18 protein-coding genes are annotated in these 18,774 nt (G+C 68.6%); 16 read left to right on the top strand and 2 right to left on the bottom strand.

Annotation, left to right across the window (positions count from 1 at the left end; translation table 11 throughout):
- Positions 1-3 precede the first annotated feature (3 nt).
- Positions 4-759, top strand: coding sequence for an oxidoreductase (locus ACVCMI_RS07510; RefSeq protein WP_447099296.1), 756 nt, complete (start codon positions 4-6; stop codon positions 757-759).
- 144 nt (positions 760-903) lie between these two features.
- Here ACVCMI_RS07510 and ACVCMI_RS07505 read toward each other — a convergent pair whose 3' ends face one another.
- The gene (locus ACVCMI_RS07505) at positions 904-1,581 is read right to left on the bottom strand and encodes a class I SAM-dependent methyltransferase (protein ID WP_447099473.1); all 678 of its coding nucleotides are present in this window, start codon (positions 1,579-1,581) and stop codon (positions 904-906) included.
- Between the two features lie 51 nt (positions 1,582-1,632).
- Here ACVCMI_RS07505 and ACVCMI_RS07500 point away from each other — a divergent pair, with 51 nt between their 5' ends.
- From ACVCMI_RS07500 to ACVCMI_RS07480, 5 genes are all read left to right on the top strand, one after another.
- Positions 1,633-2,085 (top strand): Rrf2 family transcriptional regulator, encoded by a 453-nt coding sequence (locus ACVCMI_RS07500; protein WP_447099297.1) that lies wholly within the window; start codon positions 1,633-1,635, stop codon positions 2,083-2,085.
- Entirely contained in the window at positions 2,075-2,962 is an 888-nt protein-coding gene (locus ACVCMI_RS07495) for an NAD(P)/FAD-dependent oxidoreductase (protein WP_447099298.1), read from the top strand. Before ACVCMI_RS07500 ends, ACVCMI_RS07495 begins: the two co-directional genes overlap by 11 nt.
- 83 nt (positions 2,963-3,045) lie before the next feature.
- On the top strand, positions 3,046-3,210 hold the full coding sequence (locus tag ACVCMI_RS07490) for a hypothetical protein (protein WP_447099299.1): 165 nt from the start codon (positions 3,046-3,048) through the stop codon (positions 3,208-3,210).
- A 98-nt stretch (positions 3,211-3,308) separates the two neighbouring features.
- Entirely contained in the window at positions 3,309-3,596 is a 288-nt protein-coding gene (locus ACVCMI_RS07485) for a biotin--protein ligase (RefSeq protein ID WP_395117375.1), read from the top strand.
- A complete protein-coding gene (locus tag ACVCMI_RS07480; protein WP_447099300.1) occupies positions 3,593-4,369 on the top strand; it encodes a lipoate--protein ligase family protein in 777 nt (258 codons plus the stop codon). The genes ACVCMI_RS07485 and ACVCMI_RS07480 overlap by 4 nt, the downstream gene beginning before the upstream one ends.
- A 51-nt stretch (positions 4,370-4,420) precedes the next feature.
- Here ACVCMI_RS07480 and ACVCMI_RS07475 read toward each other — a convergent pair whose 3' ends face one another.
- Positions 4,421-4,909, bottom strand: coding sequence for an NUDIX hydrolase (locus ACVCMI_RS07475; RefSeq protein WP_447099301.1), 489 nt, complete (start codon positions 4,907-4,909; stop codon positions 4,421-4,423).
- A gap of 169 nt (positions 4,910-5,078) precedes the next feature.
- Here ACVCMI_RS07475 and ACVCMI_RS07470 point away from each other — a divergent pair, with 169 nt between their 5' ends.
- The 10 genes from ACVCMI_RS07470 (at position 5,079) to ACVCMI_RS07425 (ending at position 18,764) form a co-directional block, all read left to right on the top strand.
- Complete coding sequence (locus tag ACVCMI_RS07470; RefSeq protein ID WP_447099474.1) at positions 5,079-5,846, top strand: phosphodiester glycosidase family protein; 768 nt, start codon at positions 5,079-5,081, stop codon at positions 5,844-5,846.
- 26 nt (positions 5,847-5,872) lie between these two features.
- Positions 5,873-8,290 (top strand): penicillin acylase family protein, encoded by a 2,418-nt coding sequence (locus ACVCMI_RS07465; protein WP_447099302.1) that lies wholly within the window; start codon positions 5,873-5,875, stop codon positions 8,288-8,290.
- A 251-nt stretch (positions 8,291-8,541) separates the two neighbouring features.
- Positions 8,542-10,800, top strand: a complete 2,259-nt coding sequence (locus ACVCMI_RS07460) for a toll/interleukin-1 receptor domain-containing protein (RefSeq protein ID WP_447099303.1) — start codon at positions 8,542-8,544, stop codon at positions 10,798-10,800.
- A 57-nt stretch (positions 10,801-10,857) separates the two neighbouring features.
- Positions 10,858-11,247, top strand: a complete 390-nt coding sequence (locus ACVCMI_RS07455; RefSeq protein ID WP_136259908.1) for a hypothetical protein — start codon at positions 10,858-10,860, stop codon at positions 11,245-11,247.
- A 104-nt stretch (positions 11,248-11,351) separates the two neighbouring features.
- Positions 11,352-11,507, top strand: coding sequence for a hypothetical protein (locus ACVCMI_RS07450; protein ID WP_168709697.1), 156 nt, complete (start codon positions 11,352-11,354; stop codon positions 11,505-11,507).
- A 19-nt stretch (positions 11,508-11,526) separates the two neighbouring features.
- Entirely contained in the window at positions 11,527-13,260 is a 1,734-nt protein-coding gene (locus ACVCMI_RS07445; protein ID WP_447099304.1) for a hypothetical protein, read from the top strand.
- Between the two features lie 20 nt (positions 13,261-13,280).
- Entirely contained in the window at positions 13,281-14,189 is a 909-nt protein-coding gene (locus tag ACVCMI_RS07440; protein ID WP_447099305.1) for a cyclase family protein, read from the top strand.
- A gap of 194 nt (positions 14,190-14,383) precedes the next feature.
- Positions 14,384-15,460, top strand: a complete 1,077-nt coding sequence (locus tag ACVCMI_RS07435) for an NAD(P)/FAD-dependent oxidoreductase (RefSeq protein WP_447099306.1) — start codon at positions 14,384-14,386, stop codon at positions 15,458-15,460.
- Positions 15,461-15,507: 47 nt separating this feature from the next.
- A complete protein-coding gene (locus ACVCMI_RS07430) occupies positions 15,508-16,575 on the top strand; it encodes an FAD:protein FMN transferase (RefSeq protein WP_447099307.1) in 1,068 nt (355 codons plus the stop codon).
- Positions 16,575-18,764: a 4Fe-4S binding protein gene (locus ACVCMI_RS07425; protein ID WP_447099308.1), complete on the top strand. Its 2,190-nt coding sequence runs from the start codon at positions 16,575-16,577 to the stop codon at positions 18,762-18,764. The genes ACVCMI_RS07430 and ACVCMI_RS07425 overlap by 1 nt, the downstream gene beginning before the upstream one ends.
- Positions 18,765-18,774 lie beyond the last annotated feature (10 nt).

Below are 18,774 nucleotides of genomic sequence, written 5' to 3'. Positions count from 1 at the left end.
CCCATGTCCAACCCATCCGATTTCCCGAAAGAACTTGCCGGCCGCCGTGCCCTGGTCACCGGAGGCACACGCGGCATCGGCGCGGCGATCGCGCAGCGCCTTCTCGATGCCGGCGCCAAGGTCGTGGTCGCCGCACGCAAGCGCGACGACGACATGCCCGCCGGGGCAACGTTCGTATCCGGCGACGTCGCCACTAGCGAAGGCGTGGAGGCGATCGCGACACAGGCGATCGCGGCGCTCGGCGGCCTCGACATCCTCGTGAACAACGCGGGCGGTGCGCGCGCTTTTCTGGAAGGGTCCTCGACGATTCCCGACGAGGCATGGCACGACAGCCTCGAGCTCAACCTCTTCGCCGCGATCCGCCTCACCAACGCCGTCCTCCCCGCGCTTCGGGACTCGAAGGTTGCAGCCGTCGTGAACATATCCTCGGCGGCGGCGGCAATGCCGTTCGGCGCCTTTGCTCACTACGGCGCTGCAAAGGCGGCGCTCGAGTACTACTCGCGCACGCTCGCCCTGGAAGTGGCGCCGGCAATCCGCGTGAACGTCGTGTCGCCCGGCGTCATCGCCACGCCGGGCTCCGACGAGTTCGCCAGGACGACGCCGGGATTTTCCACGGACGCGTGGCTGCAGCTTCTGCCGCTTGGCCGCATCGGCGCCACCGAGGACATCGCCGAAGTCGTGGCGCTGCTCGTGTCGGATCGCGGCAAGTTCCTGACCGGCGCGAATTACCGCGTGGATGGCGGCATGACCGCGCGCTGACGCATCTGGCTTCCCGCCGGATTCGGTGCGCCCGCGGCGACCCGATCGAATGGCTGCCGGCCGGCAAGACGATGAGGCCCGGCATCCACGCGGCCTGTCTGTCGCGCAAGCCTTTGCCGATCGAGGCATGAGGTTGGAGGATTTTCACGAAGCCGCATACGCCACCCATCCCTTGAACGTGAAAGCCGCATAGAACAGCTCATGTCGCTCGAAGCCGGCCTGCTCCAGCAAGTCGACCTCGGCTTCGGGGGGAAGCAGCGGGAGACGGCTGGCCATCGCTTCGATCGTGGCGGCCGGGGTTGCCACCGGCATGCCGTTTGAAGTCATGAAAGCCACGTGCCTGCCAAGCCAGCGCAGCTTTTCGTCCCGTGCATCGGGAACGCTGTGGTGTGCCATGACGAGCGGGGCGCCGGGTTTCAATCGGCGCCTCAGCTCGCGCAGCGCATGCAAGCGTTCGTCGACGGACAGGAAGTGCATGGTCAGCAGGCAAACCGCGCCGTCGAATTCGATGGCCGGAGCCGCATCGATGGTGCCCTCCAGCAACTCCACCCGCGGCGCCAGCGGCCCCAGCGTCTGGACGGCCAATTCCAGCATCGGCGCCGACGGGTCGACGCCGAGCAGACGCCAGTGCGGGTAGGTCTCGGCAAAGGCCTTGAGCTCAAGACCTCCACCGGCGCCGAGCACCAGCACGCGCCCATCGGAGGGCACGTGCTCGTGCAGGAGCAGGCCGGTCATCTGGTGGAGCGCATGCAATCCGGGCACCTGGCGCAGCGGCCCGTCCGTGTATCGCGCCACCGCCTGGGGATCGTTGAAAGAAGACATGCTGCCCTCGCCCGCTTGACATGGAGGCACTAACGTAACATCGTTTGTTACATGAAACGAGACAGCCGACTTTCCGCCGTACTCCATGCCTTGCTGCACATGGCCGAGTGCGATGCGCCGATGACGTCCGATGCGCTGGCGCAGTGCCTTGGCACGCATCCGGTGGTGGTCCGCCGCACCATGGGCCTGCTGCGCGAGGCCGGCCTGGTCACGGCGGATCGCGGACACGCCGGCGGCTGGCGCATTTCGGCGGATCTCTCCAAGGTCACGCTGCGCCAGTTGCACGAAGCGCTGGGCGAGCCTGCACTGTTCGCCGTGGGCAACCGGAATGAACATCCCGAATGCCTCGTCGAGCAGGCGATCAATGCGGCGCTGGACACCGCCTTCGCCGACGCCGAGGCACTGCTGCTGCAGCGGTTCGAGTCGGTCACCCTGGCCGCGCTGGCCGCGGATTTCGCGCGCCGCCATGGCGCCCGTCGGTCGAGGCACCGGCATGAAGCATGACGTGATCATCATCGGCGGCAGCTACTCGGGCATGGCCGCGGCCCTGCAGCTGCTGCGGGCGCGCCGCAGCGTGCTCATCATCGACGGCGGCAAGCGACGCAATCGCAGCGCCAGTCATTCCCACGGATTCCTGGGCCAGGACGGCATCGATCCCGCCGCACTGGCCCGCGTTGCCCGCGAGCAACTGCACGCGTATCCCACGCTGACCTGGCTGGATGGCGAGGTCGAGCAAGCAACCGGCACGAGGGACGACTTCCAGGTGGCCTGTGGCGGCACCACGTATTCAGCCAGGCGTTTGCTGCTGGCGATCGGCGTGTCGGATCGGCTGCCCGAAATCCCCGGCCTGGCCGAGCGCTGGGGCAGGAGCATCTTCCACTGCCCGTATTGCCACGGCTATGAACTGGATCAGGGCCGCATCGGCGTCATCGCGACAGGGCCGATGTCGATCCATCAGGCGCAACTGCTGCCGGAGTGGGGAAACACCACGTTCTTCCCCAACGGTACGTTCGAACTCGACGAGGCTGCCGCGCGGGAACTGGCGCGCCGCGGCGTGACGGTCGAAGCGACGCGAATCGTGCGGATCGACGCAGACGCCGACGTCGTGCTCACCAACGGACGACGCGTGAGCTTCGCCGGCCTGTTCACCGCGCCGCGGAACGAACCCTCGACGCCGATCGCGGCACAGCTCGGTTGCGAACTGGTCGAGACGCCGATGGGCCTGCAGATATCCACCGGCGAAACCAGGGAGACCACCGTGCCGGGCGTGTTCGCCTGCGGTGACGCCGCGAAGATCCCGCACTCGGTTTCGCTTGCGGTGGGCGACGGCGCCTGGGCCGGCGCGCAGATTCACCGCTCGCTGGTGTGGCCGGGGTCGTAGCCAACGTCCAAACCCTGGACGGCAACTCACGAAGCGGGTTCTTCCAGCGCCCGATTGAGCCGATCCCGAGGCACGGCCTGCACATGCTCGTCGGAGACACGGACATTGCCGCCATGCCGGGCCCCGGCTTCGAGCACGGCGCGATGATCGCCCAGGACGGCCGCAACGTGCGGCCCACGCAGAACCGGAACCGCAAATACGTTCCCCGGGAATCGATCGCCCGGGTGCTGAAGCTGGAAATACGCTGAAACCCACAAAGACGGCGGTCTGAAGTCGCCGTCTTTGGCATCGGTGCCGACAACGAGGCAAACTGCACGTCTGTCCAGACGATACGCGGAACGCGCCCATGCACGGCGAATACAAGATGCCCGGCGGCAAGCTGGTGGTGGTCGACCTGGAGGTTCGCGACGGCCGGCTTGCCGGCGTGCAGGTGAGCGGGGATTTCTTCCTGGAGCCGGACAGCGCGCTGCACGCGATCAACCGGGCGCTGGAAGGCCGGCCGCAGGATGCCGACGAGGCTGCCCTCGCCACCGCCATCCAGCACGGGCTGGCGGACGATGTGATGATGTATGGCCTTTCCGCGCAGGCGATCGCGATTGCCGTGCGCCGTGCCGTGGATGGAGATGCCGCATGATGCGCAGCGAATGGCGTGACCACGACTGGCAGTTGATCCACACCACGCCGCAATCGCCCAGCCTGCACATGGCACTGGACGACGTGCTGGTGCACGAGGTGGGCGCCGGGCATCGTCCGCCGACCTTGCGCGTCTGGGAGTGGGCCTCCCCGGCGGTGGTGATCGGCCGCTTCCAGTCGCTGCGCAACGAGGTCGACATGGAAGCCGCGCGGCGCCACGGCATCGAGGTGGTGCGGCGGATCTCCGGCGGCGGCGCGATGTTCATCGAGCCGGGCAACACCATCACCTATTCGATCTGCGCGCCGCTGTCGCTGATCAAGGGCCTGTCGTTCCAGCAGGCGTATGCGTGCATGGACGAGTGGGTGATCGAGGCGCTGGCCACGCTGGGCATCAAGGCGTGGTACCAGCCGCTCAACGACATCACTTCCGCAGGCGGCAAGATCGCCGGCGCCGCGCAGGCGCATCGCGGCGGCGCGGTGCTGCACCACGTCACCATGGCTTACGACATCGACGCGGTGAAGATGCTCGACGTGCTGCGCATCGGCCGCGAGAAACTGTCCGACAAGGGCACCACCAGCGCAGCCAAGCGGGTCGACCCGTTGCGCAGCCAGACCGGCCTGCCGCGCGAGGCGGTGATCGAGCAGATGATCGCCACCTTCCGCCAGCGCCACGGACTCGCCGACGACGTCCTGCGCGCCGGCGAGCTGGCCCGCGCCGAAGCGCTGGCGCGCGAGCGGTTCTCCAGCCAGGCGTGGCTGGCCGACGTGGCGTAGACGTCGCGCCACCGGCGAGAGTCGGCGGGCAGTGCCCGCCCTACGCGCGCTTCAGAACCGGCTGAACGACCAGGATTGCATGCGGCCGTCCTTGTACGGCATCACGCCGTGGAACGGCCGCGGGTCGTCGTCGAACACCAGCGGCAGGAAATGGCGGTCGCCCTCCCACATCGGCAGCTCCAGCAGCCGCGCGCGCGCGACCCATTCCAGCGCGCCTTCGTGATTGCCCTGCAGCGGCGTGCCGCGCCACGCGTCGATCAGGAAGATGAAGCCCAGCCAGTCCTCGCCGTGCTTGCCGAAGCCGGGCCAGTTCAGAGTGCCGCGCAGGCGCATCGACTCGCACTCGATCGCGGCCTCCTCGCGGATCTCGCGCCGCATGCAGGTGGCGATGTCCTCCCCCGGCTCCATCTTGCCGCCCAGCCCGTTGTACTTGCCCAGGTGCTGGTCGTCCGGCCGCGTGTTGCGGTGGATCATCAGCACCTGCCTGCGATCCGGCGACAACACGTAACCCAGGGTGGCGACGATCGGCGTGTAGGGCATCGCGCTCTCGCGGCAAAAACCCGAGTTTAACGGCGAATGGCGACGCGCCGGACCCACGGCGGGAGAACGTTGCGCGCGCGGGGTTGCACGATCGCCGCTGCGCCGCGACCATCAGGGGATGACTTTCCGCATCCCATGCCACTCGACCGCCCGAAACCGCCGCCGCTGGATGCCGGCCGCGGTGTTGCTCGGCCTGCTGCTCACCCTGCCCGGCTGCACGTCGAAGGCGCGGGCGCTGGACAGCGACGAGGTGGCGTTTGCCGGGCAGCAGTACCGGGTCGTGCACATCAACCTCAAGCGCGAACAGTTGGGCCTGCACTGGCGCAATCCGCAGGATGGCCAGCCGTTCGGCAGCGTCGAGAGCCTGCGCCAGTGGGGCGAGGCACATGGCCAACGGTTGCTGTTCGCGGCCAATGCCGGCATCTACGACCACAAGTTTGCGCCGCTGGGCCTGTACGTGGAGGACGGCAGGACGCTGGTGCCACTGAACTTGGTCCACGGCAATCCCGCATCGGGCAATTTCTCGCTGCTGCCCAATGGCGTGTTCGCGATCTACCCGGACGGCCATGCCGCGGTGCGCACCAGCGCGGCGTTCAAGGCCGACGACAAGGCGGTGCGGACGGCGACCCAGTCCGGCCCGATGCTGCTGATCGACGGCAAGCTCAACGAGCAGTTCATCGACGACTCGGCCAGCCTCAAGTGGCGCAGCGGCGTGTGCGCGCCGTCGCCGCACGAGGTGGTATTCGCGGTGAGCGAGGCGCCGGTGAACTTCCACACGTTTGGACGGCTGTTCCGCGACAAGCTGCATTGCCGCGATGCGTTGTACCTGGACGGCAGCATCTCGCAGATCTACGTGGACGGCGCGGGCTACGCCGGCGCGCCGGCCTTCATGGTCAAGCCGTACGCCGGCATCTTTGCCGTGTTCGCCAAGCCTTGATCCGTGACCACCCACCCCATGACGACATGCCCTTGACCTCACGCTCCTGGCGCATCGCACGCGCCGTCCTGGCGAGCCTGCTGGCCTTGCTGCTGGTTGCCTTCGCCGCGGCGTGGTGGCTGCTCGCCGGCGGTCGCGCGCGGCTCGACGGCACGCGCGCGGTGGCGGCGCTGCAGGCGCCGGTGACGATCAGCCGCGACGCGCTGGGCACGGTCACCATCGAAGGCGGCAACCGCGCCGATGTCACCTGGGCGATGGGTTACGTGCACGCACAGGAGCGCTTTTTCCAGATGGACCTGATGCGCCGCGCGAGCGCGGGCGAGCTGGCCGCGCTGGTGGGGCCGGCGGCGCTGCCGGTGGATCTCGACCATCGCCGCCATCGCCTGCGCGCGGTGGTCGACGCGGCATGGGCCGCGATGCCGCCGGCGCAGAAGGACGTGCTGCGCCGCTACGCCGCCGGCGTCAACGCGGGGCTGGCCGACCTGCGCGTGCGGCCGTGGGAATACCTGCTGCTGGGCAGCCAGCCGCAGCCGTGGCAGCCGCAGGACAGCGCCCTGGTCATCGCGGCGATGTACCTGGACCTCAACAGCGGCGGGCGCAACGAGCGCGAGTTGCGCATTGCCCAGATGCGCGACGTGCTGCCGGCATCGCTGGTGGATTTCCTGCTCGCGCCCGACCCCGACTGGGAGGCGCCGCTGCGCGGGCGCTTGTCGCGTTCGCCAGTGGTGCCCGGCGCGGACGTGCTGGACCTGCGCCAGTTGCCGGCCAATGCGGCCACCGCGGGCCTGGCCGCCGCGGTGGCACCCGCGCTGGATGCGCCACGCCCCGGCAGCAACAACTTCGCCGTGGCCGGGTGGCTCACCGGCAACGGCGCGGCAATGCTGGCCAACGACATGCACCTGGCCTTGCGCGTACCCAACATCTGGTTCCGCGCCCGCTTGCGCTATCCCGACGCCGGCGCACCGCACGGCCGGCGCGACGTCAACGGCGTCAGCCTGCCCGGCACGCCGGCGATCATCGCCGGCTCCAACGGCCAGGTCGCCTGGGGCTTCACCAACAGCTACGGCGACTGGGCCGACTGGGTGCGCGTGCGGCGTGATCCGGCCGATTCCACGCGCTACAAGGTGCCTGACGGCTGGGCCACGCTGGAAACCCACGACGAGCACATCCAGGTCAAGGGCCAGCCCGACACCATCCTGAAAGTGGAGGACACCCGCTGGGGCCCGATCATGGCCACCGACACCGACGGCACGCCGCTGGCGCTGGCCTGGATCGCGCAACAGCCACGCAGCTACAACCTCGGCCTGCTGCGGATGGAGCAAGTGGCAAACGTGGCCGACGCGCTGCAGCTCGCACCCACCCTGGGCATGCCGCCGCAGAACCTGCTGGTGGCCGACAGCAGCGGCAGCATCGGCTGGACCATCGCCGGCAACAGCATCCCGCTGCGCGTGGGCATCGACCCGCTGCTGCCGTCGGACTGGTCCGCGTCCGGCATCGGCTGGCAGGGCTGGGCCGCGCCCGCGCAGTACCCGCGCATCGAGAATCCCGCCGACGGCAGACTGTGGACCGCCAACAACCGCACCGTCGACGGCGCCGCGCTGAGCCTGCTCGGCAACGGCGGGCACGATCTCGGCGCGCGCGCGCAGCAGATCCGCGACGACCTGCACGCGCGCGCCAGCTTCACCCCCGGCGACCTGCTCGACATCCAGCTCGACGACCACGCGCTGTTCCTCACCCGCTGGCAGGCGCTGCTGCAACGCACACTGGCCGACAGCCACGACCCGCTGCTGCAGCAAATGAGCCGGCTCACCCGCCACTGGCGCGGCCGCGCCGCCGTCGACAGCGTCGACTACCGGCTGGTGCGCGCTTTCCGCACACAGGTCAGCCAGGCGGTGCTGGCGCCGTTCGTCGCGCGGGTGAAACAACGCCATGCGGATTTCCGCTGGCCCGGCGAGCACAGCCCGGAAGCGGCGGTGTGGATGCTGATCCACGCGCGACCCGACTGGCTGCTCGATCCGAAGTATCCCGACTGGCCTGCCCTGCTCACCGACTCCGCGCTCCAGGTGGCGCGGCAGCTCGACCGGCAACCCGGCGGCCTCGCCGCGCGCCACTGGGGCGAGATCAATCGCAGCGACATCAGGCATCCGCTGGCCGCCGCCCTGCCCGCATGGCTGGCCCGCTTCATCGACATGCCCGACCAGCCGCTGCCCGGCGACCACAACATGCCGCGCGTGGCGGTACCGGGCTTCGGCGCCTCCGAACGGCTCGACGTCTCCCCCGGCCACGAAGACCGCGGCATTCTGGAAATGCCCGGCGGCCAGAGCGACAACCCGCTCTCGCCGTTCTTCGGCGCAGGGCACCAGGACTGGGTTCAGGGGCGTCCCACTCCGCTGCTGCCGGGCCAGGCCACGCACACGCTGACGCTGCAACCGGAAGCCGGCTGACCACGACCTCGCATGCCCGGGCGCCCGGGCCTCGCAGGTCCGGCGCGTCGCCCCCGCGGGGCGGCATGGCTCCCGCCACCCCGCCACCCGGCGCGGCGTGCCGAAAAGTGTGACGCAGTTCTCATGATTGGTGCTATGTTGCGCCGACGCACAGACCACCGACACGGTAGTGATTGAGCTGCTGCCGGCCGTCTCGACGCGGGGACAACCCGCAAGGGACTGCATGACCAGGCACGGGAGTGCCGGATGTCATGACGCAGGGCACGGGATCACCAGGGTTCCGGTATTACGCCTTCATCAGCTACAGCCACCAGGACAAGACCTGGGCCGACTGGCTCCACAAGGCGCTGGAAACCTATGCGGTGCCGAAACGCCTGGTCGGGCAGATCACCACGACCGGCCCCATCCCCAGACGCCTCACGCCGATCTTCCGCGACCGCGACGAACTGGCGAGCGCGCACGACCTCGGCCGCAAGATCATCGAGGCGCTGGAGCAATCCGCCAACCTGATCGTGATCTGCTCGCCGCATTCGGCGGCGTCGCACTGGGTGAGCGAGGAAGTGCTGGCGTACAAGCGCCTCGGTCGTGACGAGCGGATCCTTTGCCTGATCGTGGACGGCGAACCGAACGCCAGCGACCTGCCCGGCCGCGAGGCGGAGGAATGTTTCGCCCCCGCGCTGCGCTTCGAGCTCGACGCCACCGGCCTGCTCGCCACGCAACGCGCCGAGCCCATCGCCGCCGACGCCCGCCCGGACAAGGACGGCAAGGCGAACGCCAAGCTGAAACTGATCGCCGGGATGCTCGGCGTGGGCTTCGACATGCTCAAGCAGCGCGAGCTGCGGCGGCGCGCGCGGCGGATGACGATGGTGGCGGCACTGGCAGTGACCGTGATGACGGTGACCACCACGCTGGCGGTCCTCGCCATCGTTTCGCGCCACGCCGCGGTGGAGGCCAGCCAGGCCGCCCAGCGCCGGCAGAAGCAGGCCGAGGCGCTGGTCGGGTTCATGCTCGGCGATCTGAACGACAAGCTGGCGCAAGCAGCCCGGCTGGACATCATGCAGAGCGTCGACGACAAAGCGATGGCCTACTTCCAGTCGCTGCCGGCCACGGATGTCACCGACGAGACCCTGGAGCAGCGCGCCAAGGCACTGGAGAAGATCGGCAGCGTGCGCCTGGATCAAGGCAACCTGTCCGGCGCGATGGAGTCGTATCGGGCAGCCCTGCAGCTGTCCGGGCGCCTCGCCGAGGAAGCACCCGGCGACGCGGCGCGGCAGGTCGCCCATGCCCGGTCGTGGTCCTTCGTCGGCATGACCGACTGGTATCAGGGCAAGCTGGACGCCGCCTGGCGGGATTTCGAATCCGCGCAGAACGTGCTGCAGCAGGCACAGGCGCGTGCCGGCAATGACCTGTCGCTGAAGTTCGAACTGCTGAACGTCAACAGCAATATCGGTCACGTGCTGGAAGCACGCGGGCAGCCGGCCGCCGCCGCCAGCGCCTACCGGAACGCGTTGGCACTGGGTCGCGGGTTGGTCGCGGCCAATCCCGTCAACACTGATTGGTCGGCTGCATTGGGGATTGCACACAACAATCTCGGCAAGCTGGCCTTGCAGCGTGGCGATCTGGCAGAGGCGATCGCCGAGTACCACGCCGACGACGCGATCGAAACCCGGCTTGCCGCCGCCGACCCCAAGAACAATGACCAGCGCGAAAACATGCTGCGGGTGCGCGCGATCCTAGGCCGCACGCTGGCCCTGACCGGCGACGTCGACGCGGGCATCCGCGACCTCCAGCAGGCGGTCGACATCGCCGCCCAGCTGATCGCGATCGCGCCGACGCAAACCGGCTTTCAGGCAAAATCGGCGCTCTATCTCGTGCAATTGAGCCGCCTGAAACGCCTGCACGGGGACCTGCCGGCGGCACGGACGCTGGCCGCACAAGCGCTGGCCATCCTGTCCAGGCTCACTCGACAGGATCCAGCAAACGTTACATGGCAGCAGATTGACGCCGCGGCACGCAGCGAGCAGGCCGCGCAATCATTTGCCGGCGGACAGTCCGCGGCGGCGCAGGCGCAGGTGCAGGTCGCCATGAACATCCTGCAACCGTTACTCGCCAAGGAACCGGATGACCGCGGCCTGGTGCTGGATACGCTGTCCGCGAAGCTGCTGCTCGCCGACACCGCCAGCGACGCAGCAGCGACACGACGGCTGCGCGAGGAGGCATGGGAGGCGAGCCAATCGGTGAAGGACGGCAAGGACGATCCGCGCCTGCTCGCGCTGCAGGTCGAGGCGTTGCTTGGCCTGCAGAAAAATGCCGAAGCAAGGCTGCTGATCGAGCGCCTCTGGAATGCCGGTTACCGCGACCCGGCGCTGCTGGCGATCCTGCGGCGTGCCCGCGTGGATTACCCGGAAAACCCCGCCTTCGCGACGCGCATCGCGCAGATCATGCAGGTCGACGCCAGCACTCCGGCGCCCGTCACGGCAGCGGTGCGCACGCCGCACCCGAAGCCCTGAATCAAGGCGCTGCGGCCCGCCTTCCACGCCGCCCATCGATCCCTGCAGGAGTACGACATGCCCAACGTAACACTTGAGGTGACACTGAAAAACGGCAGCCTCGACGTCGACCAGTCGGGTAACGGAAACCAGATCGCCCACGGCCAGTCGGTGACGATCACCTGGCACCTGAGCGGCCCCGGCGTGAGCCCGGGATCATTCAATGCGATCAGCGATCCGACCCATCCCGGGTTCGCCTGGATCCAATCGCCTCCATCCGGCGTGTTCGGTCAGGCGCAACTCGCGAACAACGGCGACAAGATCACCATCACCGATGCCAACGACAGCACCAGCTCGAGCGGCGAGTGGATCTACCAGCTCTGCGCGACGATCAATGGCGCCCCATACTCGACCATCAGCACGCTGCCTACGGCCACCACGACGAATCCGGTGATCAAGAACCTGTAGCGCCACCATGCAGGCGCTTTGGCGCAGGGACAGCGAGGAAGCAATGCCAAGGGTACCTCGATCCGAACGGCAACATCGCATACCAGTCAAGCCTGGAGACCATCATGCCAAAGACCAGCAAAGACAATCAGAACATCCCGGCCGAACCGCAGCCAGACGACCAGACCCAGGATAGCAACCGCGACTCCGACCAGAACGTGGAACAGTTGGGCACGCTCTCGCCGAACACAACGACCAACCCACAGATCAAGAACCTCTGACACTAACCCAGTGCCTCGCATGGAACATCGATCTTGCCCCCTCGCACCTGCCAGCGTACCGCTGGTGATCGGCGTCACCAGCCACCGCAACATTCCCGCCCGCGAAGTCGACCTGGTGCGGCGCCGCGTGCGGGAATTCCTGGCGCAACTGCAGCGCGATTTTCCCGCGCTGCCGCTGGTGGTGCTGTCCGCGCTGGCCGAGGGCGGCGACCAGTTGGTGGCGGAAGAGGCGTTGGCGCTCGGCGCGCGATTGATCGCGCCGCTGCCGTTGCCGCGCGAACTCTATGTCGAGGACTTCCACCACGCGGCCACCCGCGACCGTTTCGATGCGCTCGCCGCGCGTGCCCGGGTGATCGAGCTGCCGCTGCTGCCGGACAGCACCCCCCGCGGCATCGGCAATCCTGGCCCCCAGCGCGATCGGCAGTACGGACGGGCCGGCGTGTTCATTGCGCGGCACTGCCATCTGTTGCTGGCGATCTGGGACGGCAAAGCGTCGACCCGGCTCGGCGGTACCGCCCAGGTGGCGGAGTTCTTTCTCAGCGGCGTGATGCCGGGCCTGACCGAGCGCCGCCGCGGCAGCCGTCATCACCTGCTGGGCAGCGGCGACGAGCGGCTGGTCTGCCAGATCGTCTGCTCGCGCGATACCGACGACGGCGCGCCGCTCCCGCCACTGCAGCCAGGGCAGCTGCTGTGGCGCACGCAGACCGAAGTTTCATTGCCCGACGTGCCGATGCCTGCGATGTTCCACCAGACTTTCGCGCGCATGGCCGAGTTCGACGCAGATTGCCTGAAATACCGCAGCGAGATCCACTGCAGCGCCGCTACCGATAAGGCATCGAGCGACACCGCGACGCTGGCGCGACCGGAGGCGGCCCTGTTTCGCGCAGCGGACTGGCTGGCGGTGCACTTCCGCCAGCGCGTGCTGCTGGCGATGCGGACCCTCTACACGCTGGCAGCAATCATGGCCATCGCCTTCACGATCTACGACAACCTGCCCGACCAGGACGACTTCATCTACGTATTCCTGCTGCTGTTCGCCGGCGGCGTATGGGTGGCCACGCTCGCCAGGCGCCGCGGCTGGCATCGCAAATACCTGGATTACCGGGCATTGGCGGAAGGTCTGCGCGTGCAAGGCTACTGGCGCCGCGCCGGGATCTCGCTCACCGGCGATCCCGAGTTTGCGCAGGACAGCTTCATGCAGAAACAGGACATCGAGCTTGGCTGGACGCGCAACGTGATGCGCAGCGCCGCACTCTACCGCGTGCCAGACAGCGGCAACCCGGAGAGCGAGTTGCGCGAGGTCATCAGCGAATGGGTCGGCGACGACGCGCATGGTGGCCAGGTGGACTACTTCCGCAGCAAGGCCGCGCAGCGCACGCGCCAGCATCGCTTTACCGAAATGCTGGGCTTCTCCAGCCTGCTTGCCGGCATCGGCATCAGCATCGTGCTGGCGGCGCTCGCACACCGCCTGGCCGCCGATACCAAGAACACGCTGGTGGTCATCATGGGCGTACTGTCGATCCTCGCCGCCGTGCGCGAGGCTTATGCGTTCAAGAAGGCCGACAAGGAACTCATCAAGCAATACCGCTTCATGCAACGCATCTTCGACGAGGCGCGCAAGGCGCTGGCACTGACCAGCAACGCCACCGAGCAACGCGCCATCCTCCACGCGCTGGGCGAGGCCGCCCTGGCCGAACACGCCGAATGGGCCCTGATGCATCGCCAGCGACCGCTGGAACACGGGAGAATGTAGGCGAGACCGGAGCAAACCACATGAGTCGATCCACCGAAGAATGCCGCGCCTGTTTCGACTTCGAAGTCGACTTCTCCAACGGCGGCGGCATCCAGGGCCAGGGATTCCGGCTCGACATCGACGGCGACGACATCGACGACGCGGCGCTGGCCGACTACATCGTGCGCGACATGCGGTTGCTGATGGTCGGCGCCGTGCGCATCCTCAACAAGTCGATCATCCGCGAACGTCACAAGCGCCAGCCGCAAGCCGCGCCGGGCAACGCCGTCCGGCCGGACCTGATCGACCTCGCCCACGTCGTGCACAGCGGCGAGGAGGTCTACCCCGGTCTGCCCGCGCCCCGCGTGTCGGACCATCTCAGCCACCAGGCCAGCATCGGCCGCTACGCCGAGGGCGTGACGTTCCAGATTGCGCGCATCGACATGGTGGCCAACTGCGGTACCGCGATCGACGCACCCTCCCACCGCTACCCCGGCGCCGCCGACGTCGCCCAGCTGCCGCTCGGCGACATCGCCGACGTGGATGCCGTGGTCATCCACCTGCAGGGCATGCGCGGTCGAAGCATCGACCGCGCCGCGCTCGCGGCACTGGACGTGCGCGGGCGCGCCGTACTGCTCGATACCGGCTGGGCCGCCCGTTGGGGCACCAGTGCCTACCTGCAGGCGCAACCTTTCCTCAGCCGCGACGGCGCCGAGTACCTGCGCGATCACGGCGCGGTGCTGGTCGGCATCGACGCGCTCAACATCGACGACACCGACGACCCGCAACGCCCCGCCCACTCGATCCTGCTGGCCGCCGGCATCCCGATCGTCGAGAACCTCGCCTCACTCGCCATGCTGCCCGCCGAGAAGCTGCACTTCTCCGCCGTGCCGATGCGCATGGCAGGCATGGGCACGTTCCCGGTGCGGGCGTGGGCACGCCTGGGTTGAGGTAACCGGCGGCATGCGGCAGCGCTGTGCGCCGCCGGAACTCGACTGATCGCGGAGGCACCCCGTCGCGCGGCGTGCGTCAATGCCGGCGCGACATTCGACCGCATGGGCCACCCGGGCCAAGTTGACCACAGTCAAGCGTGAGCGCGTGGCGCACGCGCATGATCCGCCCTGTCCACAAGCGGGCGCGATCCATGATCAGCTGCGACACCGTCATCATCGGCGCAGGCCCGGTCGGCCTGTTCCAGGTTTTCGAGCTGGGCCTGCTCGGGCTGGATGCGCACGTGGTCGATGCCGTGCCGCATGCCGGCGGGCAATGCATCGAGCTGTATCCGGACAAGCCGATCTACGACATCCCGGCGGTGCCGGTGTGCAGCGGGCGCGAGCTGATCGCGCGGCTGCAGCAGCAGATCCGGCCGTTCGCGCCGCAGTTCCACCTGGGCCACACCGTCACCTCGCTGGAACGCATGCAGGACGGTCGCTTCCGCCTGCAGACCAGCGGCGGGCTGGCGTTCGACGCAAGCGCGGTGATCATCGCCGGTGGCCTGGGCGCGTTCGCACCGCGCACGCTGAACCTGCCGGAAGCCGCGCCGCTGGTGGGCCGCACGCTGCACTACAAGGTGACCCGGCCGGCGCTGTTCGACGACCAGGACATCGTGATCGCCGGCGGCGGCGACGCGGCACTGGACTGGGCGCTGGAGCTGGTCGAGCGCGCGCGCAGCGTGGTGCTGGTGCATCGCTCGTCGACCTTCCGCGCGGCGCCGGCCAGCGTGGCACGCATGCAGGCCTTGTGCGACGAGGGGCGCATGCAGTTCTGCGAAGGCGACATCGTCGGCCTGGAAACGGCGAACGACGCACTGGCGCAGGTGCGCGTACGCACGCGCAGCGGCATGGTCCAGCGCATAGAGGCCTCGCACCTGCTGGTGTTCTGGGGCCTGCATCCGGCGCTGGGGCCGATCGCCGAATGGGGACTGGCGCTGGAACGCCAGCAACTGGTGGTGGACCCGGCGACCTTCCGGACCTCGGTGCCCGGCATCTTCGCGGTGGGCGACATCAACACCTACCCGGGCAAGAAGAAGCTGATCCTGTCGGGCTTCCATGAAAGCGCGCTGTGCGCGTTCGCCGTGCACGCGCACCTGCACCCCGGAGACAAGGTGAACCTGCAGTACACGACCACCAGCCCGGCCTTGCAGCGGCGCCTGGGCGTGCGCGATGCCGAGCGCGATGAGGTCGTCGCCGAGCCGCCGCCACGCGTGGCGGCCACGGCCTGACCTCGCCCGCCCGCACGCGTTCAATCACTCATCCCGGGAGACATCCCATGCACCGTCCCTCCGCTTTCGACGACCTGCGTTCGCCCGAACGCCGGCGCTGGCTGAAGCAGGCCGGCCAGCTCGCCATCGCCGGCGGCCTGCTGGCCGGCGGCGGCTGGGCGGTGCTCAAGCGCAAGCAGAACCTGTGGCAGGTGCGCCGCGAGCGCACGCTGATGCAGACCTCGGTGGCGGTGACCTGCCTGGCCGATGACGTGCAAGCCGCCGGCGTGGCGATCGAGGCGGCGTTCGCACGCATGGCCGCGACCGCCGCGCAGCTGACTCGCTTCGATCCCGCCAGCCCGCTGGCGCGGCTCAACCGCGATGGCCAGCTGGCGCAGGTGCCGGCGCAACTGGATGCGGTGCTGCGCCAGGCGCTGTCGCTGTCGCGACTGACCGACGGCGCGTTCGACCCGACCGTGCTGCCGGTGCTGCGCTACTTCGAAACGCTGCGCGGCACGGCGGCCGCCGACGCGCACGAGCAACGCGTGGCCGAAAGCCGCGACGCGCTGGTCGGCTACCGCGACCTCGCACTCGATGCGCGCGGCGCGCGGCTGCTGCGCCCGGGCATGGCGATCACCCTGGACGGCATCGCCAAGGGCCACGTGGTCGACCAGGGCATCGCCGCGCTGCGCGGCGCCGGCATCGAGTACGGCCTGATCGACGCCGGTGGCGACATCCACGCGATCTGCGGCAACGACCCCGAGCGGCACTGGAACGTCGGCATCGTCGATCCGCGCGACGTCAGCCGCGTGGCGGCGGTACTGCAGCTGCGCAACGCGGCGCTGTCCACGTCGGGCAATTACCGCGTGTTCTTCTCCGCCGACCGGCGGTTGTTCCACATCGTCAACCCGCGCACCGGCTGGTCGCCGCAAAGCTATTCCAGCGTCACCGTGATCGCGCAGCGTTCGGTGCTGGCCGACGGCATGAGCACGGCGGCGTTCTCGCTGGAGCTGCCGCGCCTGTCTGCACTGATGGACGCGCAGGACCAGCAGTGGCTGGCGTTCTCGCGCACGGGCGGGCAGCGTTGGCGCTCGCGCGACCTGCCGCTGATCGCCGGTACGGCGGAGCGCGTGTGATGCGCTTGTCACGCCCGCTCGTCACCCGCCTGCTGCTGGCGCTGTGCCTGTTGTTGCCGGCACCCGCCGCGCTGGCCGGCATCGACGCGAAGCACCCGCAGCTGCACGAGGTGTTTCCGCAGGCCACCCGCTACGGCGACATCGAGGGCACGCCGCCGGCGGCCGCGGTGTACCAGGGCGACAAGATCATCGGCTACGTGTTCGAGACGGTGATGGTGGCGCCGGTGCCGGCGTACTCGGGCGCGCCGATCAACCTGCTGGTGTCGATCGGCACCGACGGCAGCATCCGCGACGCCCGCGTGCTGGAGCAGCACGAGCCGATCCTGCTGGTCGGCATTCCGGTGCAGAAGCTGTACGACTTCGTGGCGCGCTACATCGGCCATCGCGTGGACGACCAGATCGTGGTCGGCGGCGGCGCCAGCGGCAGCGTGCGCATCGACGCGATCAGCAGCGCCACGGTGACCTCGATGGTGGTCAACGAGACGATCATGAACTCGGCGCTTAAGGTGGCCGCCTCGCGCAAGCTGATCGCCGGCGCGGCCGACACCGACGCCAAAGTCGCCGCCGTGCGCGCCGACTACTACCAGCCGGCCGACTGGGACACGCTGACCGGCAACGGCGCGATCAGCCACCTGCAGCTCAAGCGCCAGGCGATCACCGACGCCTTCAAGGGCCAGCCGGAGAGCGGCCTGGTCGATGATCCCACCGCGCCGGCGCCCGGCCACGAGGGCGATGTCTTCATCGACCTGTACTTCGCCGACGTCACCCCGCCCACGGTGGGCCGCAACCTGCTCGGCCCGACCGCCCACGCCGACCTGATGAGGCAGCTCAAGCCCGGCGACTCGGCGATCGCGGTGATGGCCAACGGCATCTATTCGTTCAAGGGCGTGGGTTATGTGCGCGGCGGCATCTTCGACCGCGTGCACGTGCTGCAGGACGGCAAGCTGGTGCTGTTCAAGGACACCGACCTGGTTCAGTTGAACGACACCCCGTTGCGTGGCAAGCCCGACTTCGTCGAGCAGGCGATCTTCATCGTGCGCAACAGCGGCAGCGGCTTCGACGCGACCCGGCCGTGGACGCTGCAACTGATGGTGAACCGCCAGGTCGGCCCGCTGCAGAGCATCTACCACACCTTCACCCGCGACTACCGCATGCCGGCGGTCTACACCACGCGGCCGGAGAGCAGCACCGACTCGCAGTCCGATGCACTGCCGGCCGACGCCGCACTGTGGCAGAAGATCTGGTACGGCCGCCGCATCGACATCGCCGTGCTGCTGGCGGGGCTGACCGTGCTGACGCTGGTCCTGCTGTTCCAGGACTGGCTGGTGACGCGGCCCGTGCTGCTCGAACGCGTGCGCACCGGTTTCCTGATCTACACGCTGGTGTTCATCGGCTGGCACGGGCTGGCGCAGCTGTCGGTGGTGAACATCTTCACCTTCATCCAGTCGGTGCTGCACGGCTTCCATTGGGAAACCTTCCTGATGGACCCGCTGATCTTCATCCTGTGGGTATTCGTCGCCGCCACCCTGCTGCTGCTCGGGCGCGGCGTTTACTGCGGATGGCTGTGCCCGTTCGGTGCGCTGCAGGTGCTGGTGAACAACGCGGCCAAGCGATTGCACGTGCCGCAGTTCGAGTTCCCGCGGGCGGTGCACGAGCGGCTGTGGGCGCTGAAGTACGTCATCCTGCTGGTGCTGTTCGGCATGTCGCTTCAGTCGCTCAACACGGCCGAGCACTACGCCGAGATCGAGCCGTTCAAGACCACGTTCACCCTGCACTTCGCGCGCTCGTGGAGCTACGTGCTCTACGCGGTGCTGCTGATCGGCGTATCCGCGTTCAACCACAAGTTCTATTGCCGCTATGTCTGCCCGCTGGGTGCCGGACTGGCCGTGTCCGGACGCTGGCGATTGTTCGAATGGCTGCGCCGACGCCCCGAGTGCGGCAGCCCCTGCCAGGTCTGCGCCAACGAGTGCGAGGTCAAGGCGATCCATGCGGATGGCCGCATCGACTTCAACGAATGCCACTACTGCCTGGATTGCCAGGTCACCCGCGTCAACGACCACAAGTGCCCACCGGTGGTACAGCAACGCAAGAAGCGCGAACGCGCCGCACGACCGTTGCCCACGCCGATCACGCTGATTACCCCGGCGAACGCGCCGGAAACCCGAGAGCCGGCGCCCGTCGCCGACTGATCCCCACCTC

The organism is Rhodanobacter sp. UC4448_H15, from assembly GCF_052978265.1.
The sequence above is the reverse complement of the archived record's forward strand: the minus strand, read 5'-3'. Positions and strand labels throughout refer to the sequence as shown.

What these genes read in the sequence shown, in the direction of transcription:
- ACVCMI_RS07510 (WP_447099296.1), top strand. Translation starts at nt 4, where the DNA reads ATGTCCAACCCATCCGATTTCCCGAAAGAACTTGCCGGCCGCCGTGCC.
- ACVCMI_RS07505 (WP_447099473.1), bottom strand. Translation starts at nt 1,581, where the DNA reads ATGTCTTCTTTCAACGATCCCCAGGCGGTGGCGCGATACACGGACGGG.
- ACVCMI_RS07500 (WP_447099297.1), top strand. Translation starts at nt 1,633, where the DNA reads ATGAAACGAGACAGCCGACTTTCCGCCGTACTCCATGCCTTGCTGCAC.
- ACVCMI_RS07495 (WP_447099298.1), top strand. Translation starts at nt 2,075, where the DNA reads ATGAAGCATGACGTGATCATCATCGGCGGCAGCTACTCGGGCATGGCC.
- ACVCMI_RS07490 (WP_447099299.1), top strand. Translation starts at nt 3,046, where the DNA reads ATGCTCGTCGGAGACACGGACATTGCCGCCATGCCGGGCCCCGGCTTC.
- ACVCMI_RS07485 (WP_395117375.1), top strand. Translation starts at nt 3,309, where the DNA reads ATGCACGGCGAATACAAGATGCCCGGCGGCAAGCTGGTGGTGGTCGAC.
- ACVCMI_RS07480 (WP_447099300.1), top strand. Translation starts at nt 3,593, where the DNA reads ATGATGCGCAGCGAATGGCGTGACCACGACTGGCAGTTGATCCACACC.
- ACVCMI_RS07475 (WP_447099301.1), bottom strand. Translation starts at nt 4,909, where the DNA reads ATGCCCTACACGCCGATCGTCGCCACCCTGGGTTACGTGTTGTCGCCG.
- ACVCMI_RS07470 (WP_447099474.1), top strand. Translation starts at nt 5,079, where the DNA reads ATGCCGGCCGCGGTGTTGCTCGGCCTGCTGCTCACCCTGCCCGGCTGC.
- ACVCMI_RS07465 (WP_447099302.1), top strand. Translation starts at nt 5,873, where the DNA reads ATGCCCTTGACCTCACGCTCCTGGCGCATCGCACGCGCCGTCCTGGCG.
- ACVCMI_RS07460 (WP_447099303.1), top strand. Translation starts at nt 8,542, where the DNA reads ATGACGCAGGGCACGGGATCACCAGGGTTCCGGTATTACGCCTTCATC.
- ACVCMI_RS07455 (WP_136259908.1), top strand. Translation starts at nt 10,858, where the DNA reads ATGCCCAACGTAACACTTGAGGTGACACTGAAAAACGGCAGCCTCGAC.
- ACVCMI_RS07450 (WP_168709697.1), top strand. Translation starts at nt 11,352, where the DNA reads ATGCCAAAGACCAGCAAAGACAATCAGAACATCCCGGCCGAACCGCAG.
- ACVCMI_RS07445 (WP_447099304.1), top strand. Translation starts at nt 11,527, where the DNA reads ATGGAACATCGATCTTGCCCCCTCGCACCTGCCAGCGTACCGCTGGTG.
- ACVCMI_RS07440 (WP_447099305.1), top strand. Translation starts at nt 13,281, where the DNA reads ATGAGTCGATCCACCGAAGAATGCCGCGCCTGTTTCGACTTCGAAGTC.
- ACVCMI_RS07435 (WP_447099306.1), top strand. Translation starts at nt 14,384, where the DNA reads ATGATCAGCTGCGACACCGTCATCATCGGCGCAGGCCCGGTCGGCCTG.
- ACVCMI_RS07430 (WP_447099307.1), top strand. Translation starts at nt 15,508, where the DNA reads ATGCACCGTCCCTCCGCTTTCGACGACCTGCGTTCGCCCGAACGCCGG.
- ACVCMI_RS07425 (WP_447099308.1), top strand. Translation starts at nt 16,575, where the DNA reads ATGCGCTTGTCACGCCCGCTCGTCACCCGCCTGCTGCTGGCGCTGTGC.